Origin of the sequence: Ectobacillus soli (genome assembly GCF_042610425.1) — a bacterium.
Lineage (GTDB): Bacteria > Bacillota > Bacilli > Bacillales > Bacillaceae_G > Ectobacillus.
In genome coordinates this window covers 99,887-115,096 of sequence record NZ_JBGJZM010000005.1, presented here as the reverse complement: position 1 = coordinate 115,096, position 15,210 = coordinate 99,887, and the positions used below count along the sequence as shown (strand labels likewise).

The 15,210-nt window shown below is 38.0% G+C and carries 13 protein-coding genes, 8 tRNA genes, 2 rRNA genes and 2 pseudogenes; 22 read left to right on the top strand and 3 right to left on the bottom strand.

What is annotated here, in order from left to right; genetic code table 11:
* The 15 genes from ACAN53_RS17070 to glmS form a co-directional block, all read left to right on the top strand.
* Positions 1 to 97 (top strand): 23S ribosomal RNA (locus tag ACAN53_RS17070); the annotation flags it as partial.
* Between the two features lie 235 nt (positions 98 to 332).
* Positions 333 to 448 (top strand): 5S ribosomal RNA (gene rrf, locus ACAN53_RS17065).
* Positions 449 to 591: 143 nt separating this feature from the next.
* Positions 592 to 666: transfer RNA gene (locus ACAN53_RS17060), tRNA-Asn, on the top strand.
* 1 nt (position 667) lies between these two features.
* A tRNA-Thr gene (locus ACAN53_RS17055) sits at positions 668 to 740 on the top strand.
* Between the two features lie 18 nt (positions 741 to 758).
* A tRNA-Glu gene (locus ACAN53_RS17050) sits at positions 759 to 830 on the top strand.
* Between the two features lie 7 nt (positions 831 to 837).
* Positions 838 to 913 (top strand) — tRNA-Val (locus ACAN53_RS17045).
* Positions 914 to 922: 9 nt separating this feature from the next.
* Positions 923 to 1,006 (top strand) — tRNA-Tyr (locus ACAN53_RS17040).
* A 190-nt stretch (positions 1,007 to 1,196) separates the two neighbouring features.
* Positions 1,197 to 1,271 (top strand) — tRNA-Gln (locus ACAN53_RS17035).
* Between the two features lie 6 nt (positions 1,272 to 1,277).
* Positions 1,278 to 1,350: transfer RNA gene (locus ACAN53_RS17030), tRNA-Lys, on the top strand.
* A 56-nt stretch (positions 1,351 to 1,406) separates the two neighbouring features.
* A tRNA-Ala gene (locus ACAN53_RS17025) sits at positions 1,407 to 1,482 on the top strand.
* Between the two features lie 300 nt (positions 1,483 to 1,782).
* Positions 1,783 to 2,676: an arginase gene (gene rocF, locus ACAN53_RS17020; protein ID WP_379971351.1), complete on the top strand. Its 894-nt coding sequence runs from the start codon at positions 1,783 to 1,785 to the stop codon at positions 2,674 to 2,676.
* A gap of 267 nt (positions 2,677 to 2,943) precedes the next feature.
* Positions 2,944 to 3,768, top strand: coding sequence for a diadenylate cyclase CdaA (cdaA, locus tag ACAN53_RS17015; protein WP_379971350.1), 825 nt, complete (start codon positions 2,944 to 2,946; stop codon positions 3,766 to 3,768).
* Positions 3,761 to 5,002, top strand: coding sequence for a CdaR family protein (locus ACAN53_RS17010; protein WP_379971349.1), 1,242 nt, complete (start codon positions 3,761 to 3,763; stop codon positions 5,000 to 5,002). Before cdaA ends, ACAN53_RS17010 begins: the two co-directional genes overlap by 8 nt.
* Before the next feature lie 29 nt (positions 5,003 to 5,031).
* On the top strand, positions 5,032 to 6,378 hold the full coding sequence (gene glmM, locus ACAN53_RS17005) for a phosphoglucosamine mutase (RefSeq protein WP_379971348.1): 1,347 nt from the start codon (positions 5,032 to 5,034) through the stop codon (positions 6,376 to 6,378).
* A gap of 511 nt (positions 6,379 to 6,889) precedes the next feature.
* Entirely contained in the window at positions 6,890 to 8,692 is a 1,803-nt protein-coding gene (glmS, locus tag ACAN53_RS17000) for a glutamine--fructose-6-phosphate transaminase (isomerizing) (RefSeq protein WP_379971347.1), read from the top strand.
* 119 nt (positions 8,693 to 8,811) lie between these two features.
* On the opposite strand, the gene ACAN53_RS16995 is transcribed toward glmS, so the two are convergent.
* Complete coding sequence (locus ACAN53_RS16995; protein WP_379971346.1) at positions 8,812 to 9,456, bottom strand: YczE/YyaS/YitT family protein; 645 nt, start codon at positions 9,454 to 9,456, stop codon at positions 8,812 to 8,814.
* 115 nt (positions 9,457 to 9,571) lie between these two features.
* On the opposite strand from ACAN53_RS16995, the pseudogene ACAN53_RS16990 reads away from it, so the two are divergent.
* From ACAN53_RS16990 to ACAN53_RS16980, 3 genes and pseudogenes are all read left to right on the top strand, one after another.
* Positions 9,572 to 9,821, top strand: a pseudogene (locus tag ACAN53_RS16990) (MarR family transcriptional regulator); the annotation flags it as partial.
* Between the two features lie 42 nt (positions 9,822 to 9,863).
* The gene (locus ACAN53_RS16985; protein WP_379971345.1) at positions 9,864 to 10,382 is read left to right on the top strand and encodes a spermidine/spermine N(1)-acetyltransferase; all 519 of its coding nucleotides are present in this window, start codon (positions 9,864 to 9,866) and stop codon (positions 10,380 to 10,382) included.
* 9 nt (positions 10,383 to 10,391) lie between these two features.
* Positions 10,392 to 10,484 (top strand): annotated as a pseudogene (locus ACAN53_RS16980) (FMN-binding negative transcriptional regulator); the annotation flags it as partial.
* Positions 10,485 to 10,947: 463 nt separating this feature from the next.
* Here the strand turns inward: ACAN53_RS16980 and ACAN53_RS16975 are convergent.
* On the bottom strand, positions 10,948 to 11,571 hold the full coding sequence (locus ACAN53_RS16975) for a DUF47 domain-containing protein (protein WP_379971344.1): 624 nt from the start codon (positions 11,569 to 11,571) through the stop codon (positions 10,948 to 10,950).
* On the bottom strand, positions 11,571 to 12,605 hold the full coding sequence (locus ACAN53_RS16970) for an inorganic phosphate transporter (protein ID WP_379971343.1): 1,035 nt from the start codon (positions 12,603 to 12,605) through the stop codon (positions 11,571 to 11,573). Before ACAN53_RS16970 ends, ACAN53_RS16975 begins: the two co-directional genes overlap by 1 nt.
* 470 nt (positions 12,606 to 13,075) lie before the next feature.
* Between ACAN53_RS16970 and ACAN53_RS16965 the strand changes: the two genes are divergently transcribed.
* The 4 genes from ACAN53_RS16965 to ACAN53_RS16950 all read left to right on the top strand — a co-directional run bounded on the left by ACAN53_RS16965 (position 13,076) and on the right by ACAN53_RS16950 (position 15,020).
* On the top strand, positions 13,076 to 13,267 hold the full coding sequence (locus ACAN53_RS16965; protein ID WP_379971342.1) for a hypothetical protein: 192 nt from the start codon (positions 13,076 to 13,078) through the stop codon (positions 13,265 to 13,267).
* 235 nt (positions 13,268 to 13,502) lie between these two features.
* Positions 13,503 to 14,036, top strand: coding sequence for a sporulation protein (locus tag ACAN53_RS16960; RefSeq protein WP_379971341.1), 534 nt, complete (start codon positions 13,503 to 13,505; stop codon positions 14,034 to 14,036).
* A gap of 207 nt (positions 14,037 to 14,243) precedes the next feature.
* Positions 14,244 to 14,594 (top strand): zinc ribbon domain-containing protein YjdM, encoded by a 351-nt coding sequence (locus tag ACAN53_RS16955; protein WP_379971340.1) that lies wholly within the window; start codon positions 14,244 to 14,246, stop codon positions 14,592 to 14,594.
* Positions 14,595 to 14,693: 99 nt separating this feature from the next.
* Positions 14,694 to 15,020 carry an antibiotic biosynthesis monooxygenase family protein gene (locus ACAN53_RS16950; protein ID WP_379971339.1) on the top strand — a complete coding sequence of 109 codons (327 nt, stop codon included), beginning with the start codon at positions 14,694 to 14,696 and terminating at the stop codon, positions 15,018 to 15,020.
* Positions 15,021 to 15,210 lie beyond the last annotated feature (190 nt).

The following is a 15,210-nucleotide window of genomic DNA, read 5'->3' as shown; positions in this document are numbered from 1 at the left end:
GTAAGATCCCTGAAAGATGATCAGGTAGATAGGTCTGAGGTGGAAGCATGGTGACATGTGGAGCTGACAGATACTAATCGATCGAGGGCTTATCCAAAAAGCAAAAAGTGGAGCCGGCTCGCTCTGCTCCGGAGGACGGAAGTTCTCGACTCAAAAAGGCGTTCTTTGCCTTTTGTGAGGCGAGGTTTTCCGGCCGGAAGGAGCAAGCCGGCGGAACTAGATTCCACACTTTCGTTAGGAAGGTTACACCCTTTACACTTTTGTTACCTAGTTTTGAAGGAATTTAATATTCCTTATTGACAGTGAAACATCTGTCAGTATAATAATAAGAGTCTGGTGATGATGGCAAAGAGGACACACCCGTTCCCATACCGAACACGGAAGTTAAGCTCTTTTGCGCCGATGGTAGTTGGGACTTTGTCCCTGTGAGAGTAGGACATCGCCGGGCTCATTTTTTAAAAAAAGTTGGTTTGCTGCAAAATGGGTTGGATAAGGTTTAACTATTCATCACATCTTACAACAAGTCATCTTATTTAATGAGATAAGCTTTCTAACTATGAATTGACCAACGATTGGATGTGCCCTTTTCATTCCGCAATAGCTCAGCGGTAGAGCAATCGGCTGTTAACCGATAGGTCGTAGGTTCGAATCCTACTTGCGGAGCCATGCTTCCATAGCTCAGTAGGTAGAGCACTTCCATGGTAAGGAAGAGGTCACCGGTTCAAGCCCGGTTGGGAGCTTTTTATTGTTTCTGATTTGGCCCGTTGGTCAAGCGGTTAAGACACCGCCCTTTCACGGCGGTATCACGGGTTCGATTCCCGTACGGGTCATCACTTTGGAGGATTAGCTCAGCTGGGAGAGCATCTGCCTTACAAGCAGAGGGTCGGCGGTTCGATCCCGTCATCCTCCACCATTATATTTCGGAGGGGTAGCGAAGTGGCTAAACGCGGCGGACTGTAAATCCGCTCCCTCGGGTTCGGCAGTTCGAATCTGCCCCCCTCCACCATTTTATATGTTATGCTGAACAATAAACGATTCTTTCGTTTATTTCGTTTGCTTAAACGAANTAAACGCGGCGGACTGTAAATCCGCTCCCTCGGGTTCGGCAGTTCGAATCTGCCCCCCTCCACCATTTTATATGTTATGCTGAACAATAAACGATTCTTTCGTTTATTTCGTTTGCTTAAACGAATTATTGGGCTATAGCCAAGCGGTAAGGCAACGGACTTTGACTCCGTCATGCGTTGGTTCGAATCCAGCTAGCCCAGCCATAATACGGGCCATTAGCTCAGTTGGTAGAGCATCTGACTCTTAATCAGAGGGTCGAAGGTTCGAACCCTTCATGGCCCATCTTTGCAAAAAGTAGTTCAGTGGTAGAATACAACCTTGCCAAGGTTGTATTGTATGGGGCCTTAGCTCAGCTGGGAGAGCGCCTGCTTTGCACGCAGGAGGTCAGCGGTTCGATCCCGCTAGGCTCCACCAATTACATACACACAAATTCGTCGTAAATCCAATAAGGGTTTACGACTTTTTTTATTGTATTTTCGCAAATTATCCCCCACTTCTATTACAAATAATATAGGAACATTTCCTTTTGCTCTGCTCTGTATATATATCCATAAAGATGTGCAGTTGAGTCAGAACATGTAAAAGATTTAGAATATTCTATAAGAAGTATAATGGTTTTTTCTACGCTCTTGCATATGACGACTTACAAAACGAATATCTTCTACAATGGAGTACCGATTGGATACAATTAATGGAATTGGGAGGTATATTAGAATGGATATTTCTATAGTCGGAGTTCCAATGGATTTAGGACAAACACGGCGAGGTGTCGATATGGGGCCTAGTGCCATTCGTTATGCTGGTATTATCGAACGTATCGAAGCATTAGGGTATAAAGTAAAAGATCTAGGTGATATTGCAGTAGATCGTTTGCAGCATAATGATGGAGTAGAAAATCCAAAGTTGAAAAATGCGGAACAAGTCATTGCCGTGTGCAATGAATTAGCAAAAGCAGTAGATGAAGTGATAAATTGTGCTAGATTTCCGCTTATATTAGGCGGGGACCATAGCATTGCCATTGGTTCAATCTCTGGACTTGCACAGCATTATAACAATTTAGGTGTAATTTGGTTTGATGCACATGGAGATTTAAATACGGATGCTACTACTCCGTCAGGAAATATTCATGGTATGTCCTTAGCGGCTAGTATAGGACATGGAAATAAGAGTCTTACACATTTATATAATAAGTTTCCTAAGGTGAAAAAAGAAAACGTGATTATTATTGGGGCACGTTCTTTAGATAAAGGAGAGAAGGATTTTATTCGTGAGCAAGGCTTGAAAGTATATACAATGCATGAAATTGATAGAATGGGAATGACATATGTAATGGAAGAAACCATGATGAGATTATCCAAATGTGATGGTGTACATTTATCTCTCGACTTAGACGGATTAGACCCTCATGATGCACCGGGAGTCGGTACACCAGTTACTGGTGGGTTAACATATCGGGAAAGTCATTTAGCAATGGAAATGCTTGCTGAATCAGGAATCATAACCTCTGCAGAATTCGTAGAAGTGAACCCAATATTAGATGAGAAAAATAAGACTGCAAAAGCAGCCGTTGCCCTTATTGGCTCACTATTAGGGGAGAAGCTGAAATAGACCAAACTTTTTTCCAAAAATCAATATAAGATTGCTATGAAATGGACGAATTTACAAACGTTTTGTAGATTCGTTCATATTCTTTTCTTATAAGCCAACATACGCTGTCTGTTGTAATTGTGATGGCCATAATATATGGTGTATAATAAAGTGCAGCTTCTAACAGACGGGAGATTCCTGAGTTGTTAGAAAGTCGAATCAAATTGGATTTTCGCATTTCACCCAATTTGATTTTTGTAAATACATACTGATGGAGGAAGGGTAAGAATGCCTTTTGGAGATATGACTGTGTTCTTAAACTATCTCAGCAATGTTGTTGATATTGCCCTTGTATGGTTTGTTATATATAAACTGATTCTCATTATTCGCGGTACGAAAGCTGTACAGCTATTAAAGGGGATTATTGTCATCGTAGTCGTGCGGATTTTGAGCTCATTGCTCAAATTACATACGTTAGAATGGTTAATGAACCAAGCGTTGACATGGGGATTTCTAGCGATTATTATTATTTTTCAGCCAGAACTCCGTCGTGCATTAGAACAACTAGGGCGAGGTAGCTTGTTTTCTAGAGGAGTTGGACAGGAAGAATCGGAACAAGAAACATTTGTGAATGAAATTATAAAGGCTATAGAATACATGGCAAAACGGCGTATAGGAGCTCTCATTTCACTGGAAAGAGAAACAGGTATGGGGGATTACATCGAAACAGGAATTGCCATCGATGCAATTACGTCTGCTGAGCTCTTAATTAATATTTTTATTCCAAATACACCTCTTCATGATGGTGCCGTTATTATACAGGGAGATTCCATTAAGGCGGCTGCCTGCTATCTTCCGCTTTCAGAAAGTCCTTTTATTTCGAAGGAACTTGGAACGCGGCATCGTGCAGCAATTGGAATAAGTGAAGTAACGGATAGTCTCACAATAGTTGTGTCAGAAGAAACGGGTCAAATTTCAGTAACGAAAAATAGTGAGCTTCACCGTAGCTTACTGCCTGGACAGTTGAAGGAAATGTTGTTAAAAGAGCTTAGTGGAAATGAGAAACCCACTTCTACATCTTTGTGGAATTGGAGGAAAAAACAAAATGGATAAGTGGATGGATAACACGTGGTTTCTAAAGGGGATTTCTTTGTTGTTAGCGTTCATGTTATTTATGGCTACGGGCTTAGAGAAACAGTCAACAAGTAGTAGTATTCTCTCCACAGGTCTACCATTTGGAGATACAACAGAAACCATCCAAAATGTAGATGTCACTGCACAGTACGATCAAGATAAATATGTAATAACCGGTTTGCCAAAAACGGTAAGTATTACATTAGAAGGGCAAAGCGGTTTAATTACTGCTGCGAAAATTAGTAAGCAGTATCAAGTGGAAGCGAACTTGAAGGGGTATGAACCTGGTACGTATGATGTAAATTTGGAATATCATAATATTTCGGAAGACTTAAAGGTGAAGATTGTCCCATCGAAGGTGCGCGTGACCATTGCAGATAAAGTAAAAAAACAATTTCCAGTAGAAGTTGGATTTTTGAATAGCGATCAGGTCAAAGGAAATTTTGATGCAGATAAAGTCTCCGTTAAGCCAAATACAATTGAAATTGCGGGTACACAGGAGCAATTAAATCAAGTTAGCTTGGTTAAAGTGTATGTAGATTTAAATGGTCTTAGTCAAACGGTTACAAAGGAAGCTAAAATCGGAGTATATGATAAGAATGGAAATCAAATGGATGTCCAAACCAATCCTTCGGTTGTAAATGTAACAGTGCCAATTTCAAGTCCGGAGAAACAGGTCCCGATTCAAATTTCTCGCAAGGGTACTCTTGCACAGGGCATAACCATTACAAGTATTACGACAGACCCGCAGGTTGTGACATTATATGGCCCACAAAATGTACTAGATACTATTGATTCAATTAACGGTGTTGTAGTAGATTTAGATAAGATATCAAGCAATACAACATATGATGCAGATGTCGTATTGCCACCAGGTGTTTTAAAAGCATCTCCAAGTAAAGTAAAGGTTGCAATTCAAATTCAAAAGCAAGAAACGAAATCGCTTTCTGATGTTTCTTTGCAAGTTCTTGGACTTGCGACTACGTATAATATGAATTTCATTGATCCCGCCAGTGGGAAAGTGGGCGTTGATGTCGTGGGAGATCCAAGTATCGTAGATAAATTGTCATCATCACAGATTCAAGCATCGTTAAGTTTGCAAAATTTAGTTCCCGGAACGTATGACGTACCGGTTCAAATAAATAATCCTACAAATGTAACATTGGTACTGAAACAAAAAAGCGCTAAAGTTGAAATTGTTAAGAAAAGCTAAGTGAACGAAACAAAGGAGCGATTGTAGTTATGGGAAAATATTTTGGTACTGACGGTGTTCGCGGTGTTGCCAATAGCGAATTAACGCCTGAATTAGCTTTTAAGGTTGGTCGATTTGGAGGATATGTTCTTACCAAGAATGAAGAACGTCCGAAAGTGCTAATTGGTCGCGACACGCGTGTATCAGGCCATATGCTAGAAGGTGCACTGGTAGCAGGATTGCTATCCATCGGCGCAGAAGTAATGCGCTTAGGTGTAATCTCTACACCAGGAGTTGCATATTTGACGAAAGCACTAGGAGCACAAGCTGGAGTTATGATTTCCGCATCTCACAATCCTGTTCAGGATAATGGTATTAAATTTTTTGGTCCGGATGGATTTAAGCTATTTGATGAACAAGAGCTTGAAATAGAAGCACTTTTAGATAAGGAAACCGACGATCTACCACGTCCAATCGGTGGGGATCTAGGTCAAGTGAATGACTACTTTGAAGGTGGTCAAAAGTATTTACAATACTTAAAGCAAACAATTGATGAAGATTTTACAGGTATTCACGTAGCGCTTGATTGCGCACACGGAGCAACTTCTTCTCTCGCACCATACTTATTTGCAGATTTAGATGCTGATATCTCTACAATGGGTACATCTCCTAATGGAACAAATATAAACGATGGTGTTGGTTCTACTCACCCACAAGCTCTTGCTGCATTTGTGAAAGAAAAAGGAGCCAATATTGGTTTAGCGTTTGACGGAGATGGGGACCGCTTAATAGCAGTTGATGAAAAAGGCGAGATTATAGACGGCGATCAAATCATGTACGTTTGTGCAAAATATTTAAATGAAACAGGAAAACTAAAGAAAAATACAGTTGTGTCCACTGTAATGAGCAATATTGGTTTTTATAAGGCCATTGAAACGCACGGAATGAAAAGTGTTCGAACTGGTGTTGGTGATCGATATGTAATGGAGGAAATGCGCAAGAACGGCTATAACTTAGGCGGTGAACAGTCTGGTCATATCATTTTCCTAGATCACATTACCACAGGAGATGGCATGCTTAGTGCTATTCAACTCGTAAACATTATGAAGGTTACGGGAAAATCTTTATCACAGTTAACAAGTGAAATGCAGAAGTTCCCGCAAACACTTGTAAATGTACGCGTAGTAGATAAGAAGCAAGCGTTAGCAAATGAACGTATTCAAGCTATGATTAAAGAAGTAGAAGAAGAAATGGGTGCGGATGGTCGTGTACTCGTTCGTCCTTCCGGCACGGAGCCGCTTATTCGTGTTATGGCAGAAGCACCTACACACGAGCTTTGTGAAGCGTATGTAGAACGTATTGTAGCTGTTGTGAAGGAAGAAGTCGGGGTAAAGTAAATTGCTCTGATAGAATGAAATAGACACTCCACTATATGCACAAGAAGAACCTTTTTTCCTTCTTGTGCATATAGTTTTATAACCGTTCAAAAAAATTTTGTTTGACGGCAAAAGTCCAGTTATTGTAAGATTAGCTTGTTCTTTTTCTCACTTTTGAAAGACCGAAGCGCCAGAACTACAACGGTAGTTGACGAGGAGGAGTTTTATCGAAAATTCGGCGGATGACTCCCGGTTGTTCATCACAACCGAAATTTCTTATTAAAAACATGGGGGTAACTTCATGGACAAAGATAAGAAAGTGATGAGGGAAAAAGGACGATGCACGCAAACCTAAATACAGAGAGGAAGGTGAAGTCGTTACGGGCTTACAAAGGCTAACGAACCACATCAAGAGAGTACCCGGTCAAACGATCACGTACCGAGCTTACCTCCGTTATCGTCTTGGAAAATCGGAATCAGTTTTTGGGAGAGGTTATTGTTAGATAGTAAGCTGCCGTAACGACGAAGAAATATGTGTGGAATCGTTGGATATATCGGACAGCAGGACGCAAAGGAAATTTTGTTAAAGGGATTAGAGAAGCTTGAATATCGGGGCTATGATTCAGCAGGAATCGCCGTTCAAGCTGAAAATGGCGTTGTCGTATTTAAAGAAAAAGGTCGGATTGCAAAGCTTCGTGAAATTGTAAATCCAAATGTAGCTACAAACGTAGGAATCGGTCATACACGCTGGGCAACGCACGGCGTACCAAGTAAAACGAATGCACATCCTCATCAAAGTGAAAGCAAGCGTTTTACACTTGTACACAACGGTGTTATCGAAAACTATGAATTACTAAAAAAAGAATATTTACAAGATGTTGTGTTTGCAAGTGAAACCGATACAGAAGTAATTGTGCAGCTTGTGGAAAAGTTTGCACTTGAAGGCTTGAGCGCTGAAGAAGCCTTTCGCAAAACATTATCCTTGCTGAACGGTTCTTATGCACTTGCTCTGCTTGATAGAGAAGATACAGACGTTATTTACGTTGCGAAGAATAAGAGCCCACTATTGGTTGGTGTTGGGAAAGACTTCAATGTAGTAGCTAGTGACGCCATGGCTATGCTACAAGTAACGGATCAATTTATCGAATTAATGGATAAAGAAATGGTAATCATTACAGATATGAGCGTAACGATTAAAAACTTAGCAGGAGATACAATTGAACGTGCACCTTACACTGCGGAATTGGATGCAAGCGACATTGAAAAGGGAACGTATCCCCACTTCATGTTAAAGGAAATTGATGAACAACCGCTCGTTATTCGCAATATTATTCAAAAGTATGAAAATGAAAATGGTGAAATCGAACTTTCTGAAGACATTCGAAATGCTATTTTAGAAAGTGATCGTATATACATCATAGCCTGCGGAACAAGTTACCACGCAGGATTGGTTGGTAAACAATTTATCGAACGCTTTGCGAAAATTCCAGTAGAAGTGCACGTAGCAAGTGAATTCTCATACAACATGCCACTTCTTACTGAAAAACCGTTCTTCATTTATATTTCACAAAGCGGAGAAACAGCAGACAGCCGTGCCGTACTCGTACAAACGAACGAACTCGGCTACCCAGCGTTGACAATTACAAACGCACCGGGGTCTACAATCTCTCGTGAAGCAGATTACACCATGCTCTTATATGCAGGCCCAGAAATTGCTGTAGCCTCTACTAAAGCTTATACGGCGCAATTAGCTGCCCTTGCAATTTTAGCTGCAGACGTAGCCAAAGCAAAGGGTCTATCCATTGGATTTGATTTAAAACAAGAACTAGGCATTGTCGCAACAGCAATGATCACACTATGTGACCAAAAAGAAGAAATGGAAAAAATCGCAATTGAATACTTAACAATGACGCGCAACTGCTTCTTCATTGGCCGCGGTATAGACTTCTACGTAGGTCTAGAAGGCGCATTAAAGCTGAAAGAAATCTCATACATCCAAGCAGAGGGCTTCGCAGGCGGCGAATTAAAGCACGGAACAATCGCCCTAATCGAAAACGGCACACCAGTGATCGCTCTTGCAACGCAAGCAAGCGTAAACCTAGGTATCCGCGGCAACGTCAAAGAAGTAGTAGCGAGAGGCGCCAACCCATGCATTATCTCCATGAAGGGATTAGAAATGGACGGCGATCGCTTCATCTTACCAGCGGTCAACGAAGCACTTACACCGCTTCTATCCGTAATCCCGTTTCAACTAATCGCATATTACGCAGCCTTGCATCGTGATTGCGATGTGGATAAGCCACGTAACTTAGCCAAGTCAGTTACAGTTGAGTGAGATGGAATTTTAAGTGAGTTTGGTTATAGTTTTATAAAAAAAGATTGATTAAAAATCCTGTTTTTGCAGGATTTTTTTCTTTAACTATGGGGCAGGATGAACAAGAAATAAAAAGCATTCTATATTGAATGCTTTTTATTTTTATAATAATTTAGTGATGTACTAGAGTGCGTTAATATGCGGTCTAATATTTTTTCAGTAAATGACATACAGTAATTAAGTATTAGCCCCCCTAAACAAACGGTTAATAAAGTTCCAACGCCAATTGGTCCATTTAAAATCATTGCCATTATCAAGAATATGAGGTAAATGAATGTTCTCGAAAAAAATATATTTGTTCGAGTTAATTCTTGTATGATTAATGTTAATCGGTCAACTGGAGTCGGTGCAAAATTTGTGTGTAAATATGTTGCAGTTCCTAATCCTATAACAACCAACCCGATTCCAAAACAAACAACTTTGCTGTACCATAGTTCAGATGTTATCAAATTACGCAATAAAATAAGCCACATATCAATACCAATACCCGTTATAAAAGCTGTTAACAACCCCAAGACTTCTGGCCTTTGTCTTTTTAAAAATGAATTACAGCCTATCAATAGTAAAGCTATTATTATTTCCCAACTTCCCACAGTAAGCCCCACATTTATGGACAGTCCTACCAAAAGTGCATCAAAAGGGGAAGTTCCAAGGTCTGATTGTATAGTGAACGAAATACCAAGAGTTAAGATTAAAATTCCTAATACATAAAAAACATATTTCACTTTGTTCGACCTCTTTATCATTGTTATTTTGTTGCAAATGCAATAAAAATAATATATATTAAATTTAACCTAATTTTGTTGTATTTGCAATAAAATGTGTATGCAGGAGTTAATTATGAAGGGAATTCTTCGTGAAATTGGAAAGATAGCAAGGCATTAAATTCTATAAGTAATATAGAATTTCAAGAATATGACCTTACAAAAGGGCAATATTTGTACCTTGTTCGAATATGTGAAAACCCAGGAATCATTCAAGAAAAGTTATCTGAGATGATGAAGGTAGATCGAGAAAGAGCAGTTCGTGCTATAATCGCACTTTTTCCAATAGAGAAGGGAAAAAGGTTTATCCTTTTATAAAAAGAGAAACAAGAGAAATTGTTGATTATATAAAGGAGCGACATATTTAAATGACTATAAATTTAAAAAAGTGTACCTTTGATGATTCACGCAAACTTCAAGAAATTAGTTATGAAACATTTAATGAGACATTTAAGCATCAGAATTCACCCGAAAATATGAATGCCTATTTGGAAAGAGCATTTAACTTAAAACAATTAGCACAAGAATTGTCCAATATTTCTTCGCAATTCTTTTTTGTTTATTTTAATAATGAAGTCGCTGGATATTTAAAAGTTAATACCAATGATGCTCAGTCTGAAGAAATGGGTGATGAATCACTTGAAATCGAGAGGATTTACATAAAAAACAAATTTCAAAAACATGGGCTTGGCAAATATCTGCTAAATAAAGCGATGGAAATTGCGGTAGAACGTAATAAAAAGAAAATCTGGCTAGGCGTATGGGAAAAAAATGAAAATGCTATAGCTTTTTATAAGAAAATGGGGTTTGTTCAAACTGGCGCCCACTCTTTTTATATGGGTGATGAAGAACAAATGGATTTTATAATGACTAAAACACTTATATAATTTTTTAGGTGGGATTTTGTTCAAAAAAACTCCTTTGGCACGATTGTCACAACAGAACAAGGGAAACCAATTGTCACTCATTTGCCTTTGGAGTTAAATAAAAATGTTAAGTTTAATATTGTAAAGAGATTCGATTGTGTCGAAAAAAGGGTGCATTCTTGCATTTATAAGAAAACGAATGATGCTATCAATAATCATTGAAAAGGAATAAAGTACTAACTGAAAACCTTGTCCTTTGGAACTTAAAATATCCCAACCAGGTGGCAAATTTGATTTTATATAGATGTTTAAAATTTACTTATTATTGTCATTCCATTCCATTATAAAATACAGTAGTTGTCCAAAAAAACTACCGAAAACAACAATAAACATCCATATGTTCTTGTTGAAATAGTTGAAATAGATTTGAGTGGAAATCTTTTTTAAGCACGTTATCATGATTACTATGTCAGCCAGAACGGCAATAATGGGAAACAAACTTGATAATAATTGCAAGTATTCACCTCCTAAACTAGTTATTAATCTGGTAGCCGATAGGAGCTATTTTCAAACAATCAATAGCCCCTTATATCATCCTAACGCAGATTCTGTGGTATATATCCACTGTATCTCCCAGTAATATAGCTGCTTCTTTTAAAAAGTTATACACTTCTCTATATTTTAAGATTGCGATAGCATCTTTGCTTGAAAAAAGCTCTGAAAACCCTGAAATATATATATCTTCCATTGAATTTTGAGCAATTCTTATACTTTCGATTTTAGTTTGGGATTCAGCAGGATTTTTCTCCAGAACTAAAATGGCTTCACTAAGTTCTAGGGCGCCCTGACTTAATAAGCTAGACATGCCTATTATGGTAGAGTCCACTTCGATGTTCAAAGCCTTAATTGTCTTAAATACTGATATTGAGCAATCAATTATTTTGCTCATCTCCACAGAAATGGAATACAGATCCTGCCTGTCAAATGGGGTTGTAAATGCCTCTACAAGGTCATATTCAAGCTTAAATCGTATTTTATCAGCTTCACTTTTCTTAATGAACAAATCATTAGAATCTGTATCATCTTTATCTTTGATCCATCTTTCCAGAGCATGAATGACTTGATAATTTATTTTGCTCTGCTCGAGAAGCATGGAATAGAAGTTATACTTCTTAGGAAATATTTTGTCAAAAAAAGTACTCTCTTTCATTATATAATCCCCCCGTTAATTAGTAAGTCGATAACAGCAGAAGCTATGGCAGAGCATGGAATTGTTATAAACCAGGCAGTGACGATTTCCTTACCTATGTTCCAGTTTACCATTCTATATTCGTCTGCTGTACCCACACCCATTATGCCGCCTACTACCACATGGGTTGTGGAAACTGGTGCACCAGTGAAGGTGGCAAACAGTATTGATATCCCTGAAGATAGCATTGAATTCAAGCTGTGAATTGATCTAAGATCATATATTTTGTTCCCAATTGTTTTCATTATTTTCCAACCGCCTAAAGCGGTACCAACAAACATAACCAAGCCCACTATTATCTTTATGAGAGGTGGAACTGAATGTGTATTCACTACACCGGCAGATATGAGTGCTAGTGAAATCAGTCCGGTTATCTTCTGAGAATCATTTGAGCCGTGGCTGAATGCCAGTGCAGCGGCTACAACCCACTGTAGTTTATTTATCGTGCTAGTAATGCGGAATTTAGCATTTCTTAACAGTAGAGCAGATACTTTTTGAATTAGATATGCAATGGTGAAACCTAGCAATGGTGAAAAAATAAGTGAAACAATAACCTTTATAATCCCTACCACTTGGTGGTTGCCTGTAAAGAGCTCAGATACGCCCCATAAAATGCTGGAGGGACCATTGGAAGTCCAGGCAGCTCCAATGAGTCCTCCAATAAGGGCATGGGTTGAACTGGAGGGTATCCCGATTTTCCAAGTAATGATATTCCAAATGACTGCCCCTAATATGGAAGCGATTAATATATGTATAAGATCAATTCCCGGAGAGATTCTTATTATTGCTGACACAGTATCAGCAACTAGGTTTCCGCTGAAAAAAACACCAAGCAGTCCAAATACCGAAGCTAGAAGCACTGCCTGTATTGGGCTAGCAGCATTGCAAGCTATCATTGTGGCAACGACTGAACTTGCGTCATGTAGTCCGTTTGTAAAGGTAAAAATTAGTGCAATTATTATCACAATGGCCAACAGTATATAGATTCCTGTCAATATGATTTCCCCTTTTTTTTAAAATTATATATGTATATCCACTAGTGCTGCCTAGAAACGCAGGATGACATTGTACAATTGACTCACTCATTCTATAAAATTGTTTCAACCACTTAAAAATAATTGAATTGCCCAACGAAGTCGCTAAATTCCCTGCTGTGACTTTAGTTTTTTAAAGTAACGCACGTTTTATCTATAAACACAAGTAGTGCTAATCCTAATCCTTTTATCTTGCCCATTCTTTTGTTTTGGATATGGACAAAAGCCACCTGTACACCCATTATAAAGGAATTTTTTTATTAAAGACGGTAAAAAATCGGCTATTCTTAGTATTTCAAATTATCAGATTTAAGAAAATTTTAATAAATGGATATTACAATGAAAATGTAGTGATTTTTTCAAGATAGATAGCGTTGACCACTACTCTGCACCTTTGTACATAATGAAAAAACGAGTGGGGAGGTGAGTTTATGCAAATTTCTGGATTAGGAAATAGCGCAATGCAAACGTATCAATCTCTTAGAGCAGCTAAGCAAAGTCAGGCACCCGTTCAACAAGTAAATAATAATATGAATCAATCTACGCAAGTGTCAAATTCAGTAGATGCCGATCATGATGGAGATATTGACGGCAAGGGGAAAGATATTGATGTACGTGTTTGATTGTGATGAAGGGAAGTCTAAGTATATATGCTTAGACTTTTTTTGCTTCTATAAACAAGGGGAAATGGTTAGCTGTTTGTACATATGGTAAAATGAAGAAAAAGAAATATAAGGTTTATATTGGAAATTTTTAATAGAGACCGAAGTAATGATTGGAAGTTTCAATGCGTATAGTGGGTAAGGGTAACATGAAGGTATTATAAATAACCAAAATTCTTGTAAAGGGGTGAGGGATTTGCATGTAGTTACGCAGTATGGGTTCATAATCCTCCTGATTGCGTTTATTTTATACAGAAGAATTAAACGTTCCATTGGATTTCAGCCTTTTAAAGCACGTCGACTTATTATAAGAATTGTACTTTTTTCGATTATCATGGTTCTTTTACTTGATATGAGTGCATCAAAGCCTCTGTTATATTTCTACGATGCCGCAGGTGTTCTGGTAGGAATAATAGTAGTCTTATATGCAAGGAAACATAGTACGTTTGAGATCCGAGGAGAGGTATTGTATTATCGAACGCATATATGGATTGAATCCATTGTTTTATTTTTGTTTCTTAGCCGTTTTGTTTTCCGTCTTTTCACCTTATTTTCTACTTCTAACACACCATCATCTATGAATACTTCAGTAAATAGTCAGCCTTTTATATCGGATCCTTCTACTATGAGTAGTTTCTTTCTTTTAGCTGTATATTATATAGGATTTTATTCGTTTGTTTTGAAACGAGGAAAATCAATTTTACAAAACAATGATCAAAACATGGCTTAAGATTTTTATTCTAGATAGGTTGTCTTGTTTTAGCAAGGTAAATCAAAAATAGAAATTTAAGGAAAATATGGTTAGGGGTTTTCAAAATGAAAAGACTATGGCAGAATATAAGGAACTTCCTATATTTTTTTGTTGATTTCAAATCCAAAACTAATAGTTATACGAAGTTGTAGAAAATGCATAATAACGAGCGGAGGAAATGAAAATATGGTAGCTTTGCCAAATTGTCCTGAATGTAATTCAGAATATACGTACGAAGATGGTAGTCTTTTGGTTTGCCCCGAATGTGCACATGAGTGGACGGTAGCATCAGAAACCGAAACGAGTGAAGAAGAGAAAGTTGTCAAAGATGTGAACGGAAATGTGTTACATGATGGTGACACGGTAACCGTAATCAAAGATCTAAAAGTCAAAGGAAGCTCATCTGTCTTAAAAATCGGAACGAAAGTAAAGAATATACGATTAGTTGATAAGGCCGAAGGAAATCATGATATTGATTGCAAGATTGATGGATTCGGAGCTATGTACTTAAAATCTGAATTTGTTAAAAAGGTATAATGGGGTTTAGTATATCCTTTTGAATAGGAACTGATAAAAATAACCATTTTAGATAGAATGATCTAAAATGGTTATTTAAGCTTATTGGGGGAATGAACGATGAGTGGGAGTGAAAACATTCCTGAACTACCTTATTATGCAGTGATTTTTACATCAAAGAGAACGGTTGGTGACAGAGGTTACAAAGTAATGGCGGACAAAATGGTAGAGTTAGCTTCTAGTCAGAAGGGATTCTTAGGTGTAGAAAGTGCTCGGGATGAAGGGCTAGGAATTACTGTTTCGTATTGGGATTCTTTAGAATCTATAAAAGATTGGAAGGAACATGTAGCCCATAGAGTAGCACAAGATAAGGGGAAGACAGAATGGTATAAAAATTTCTCTCTCAGAGTTTGCAAAGTAGAAAGACATAACTTTTTTGAAATGTAAGAATTGTAGTATTTTTTTCTTTCTTTCACTATGAATTCCTCAGCTGAAATATGTTAGTTAAACAACTTTATTTGGCACAATAGTAAATGATTAAAAGAGTAGACGTCTCACGTTTTCGTGAGACGTCTTTATCATTTTGAATAGTTATAACTATGCAGTAACGTAGTTTGTTTTTTACATATCCAGGGTT

Excerpts from the sequence above, each read along its gene's own strand:
- rocF (WP_379971351.1), top strand. The coding sequence starts at position 1,783 with ATGGATATTTCTATAGTCGGAGTTCCAATGGATTTAGGACAAACACGG.
- cdaA (WP_379971350.1), top strand. The coding sequence starts at position 2,944 with ATGCCTTTTGGAGATATGACTGTGTTCTTAAACTATCTCAGCAATGTT.
- ACAN53_RS17010 (WP_379971349.1), top strand. The coding sequence starts at position 3,761 with ATGGATAAGTGGATGGATAACACGTGGTTTCTAAAGGGGATTTCTTTG.
- glmM (WP_379971348.1), top strand. The coding sequence starts at position 5,032 with ATGGGAAAATATTTTGGTACTGACGGTGTTCGCGGTGTTGCCAATAGC.
- glmS (WP_379971347.1), top strand. The coding sequence starts at position 6,890 with ATGTGTGGAATCGTTGGATATATCGGACAGCAGGACGCAAAGGAAATT.
- ACAN53_RS16985 (WP_379971345.1), top strand. The coding sequence starts at position 9,864 with ATGACTATAAATTTAAAAAAGTGTACCTTTGATGATTCACGCAAACTT.
- ACAN53_RS16975 (WP_379971344.1), bottom strand. The coding sequence starts at position 11,571 with ATGAAAGAGAGTACTTTTTTTGACAAAATATTTCCTAAGAAGTATAAC.
- ACAN53_RS16965 (WP_379971342.1), top strand. The coding sequence starts at position 13,076 with ATGCAAATTTCTGGATTAGGAAATAGCGCAATGCAAACGTATCAATCT.
- ACAN53_RS16955 (WP_379971340.1), top strand. The coding sequence starts at position 14,244 with ATGGTAGCTTTGCCAAATTGTCCTGAATGTAATTCAGAATATACGTAC.
- ACAN53_RS16950 (WP_379971339.1), top strand. The coding sequence starts at position 14,694 with ATGAGTGGGAGTGAAAACATTCCTGAACTACCTTATTATGCAGTGATT.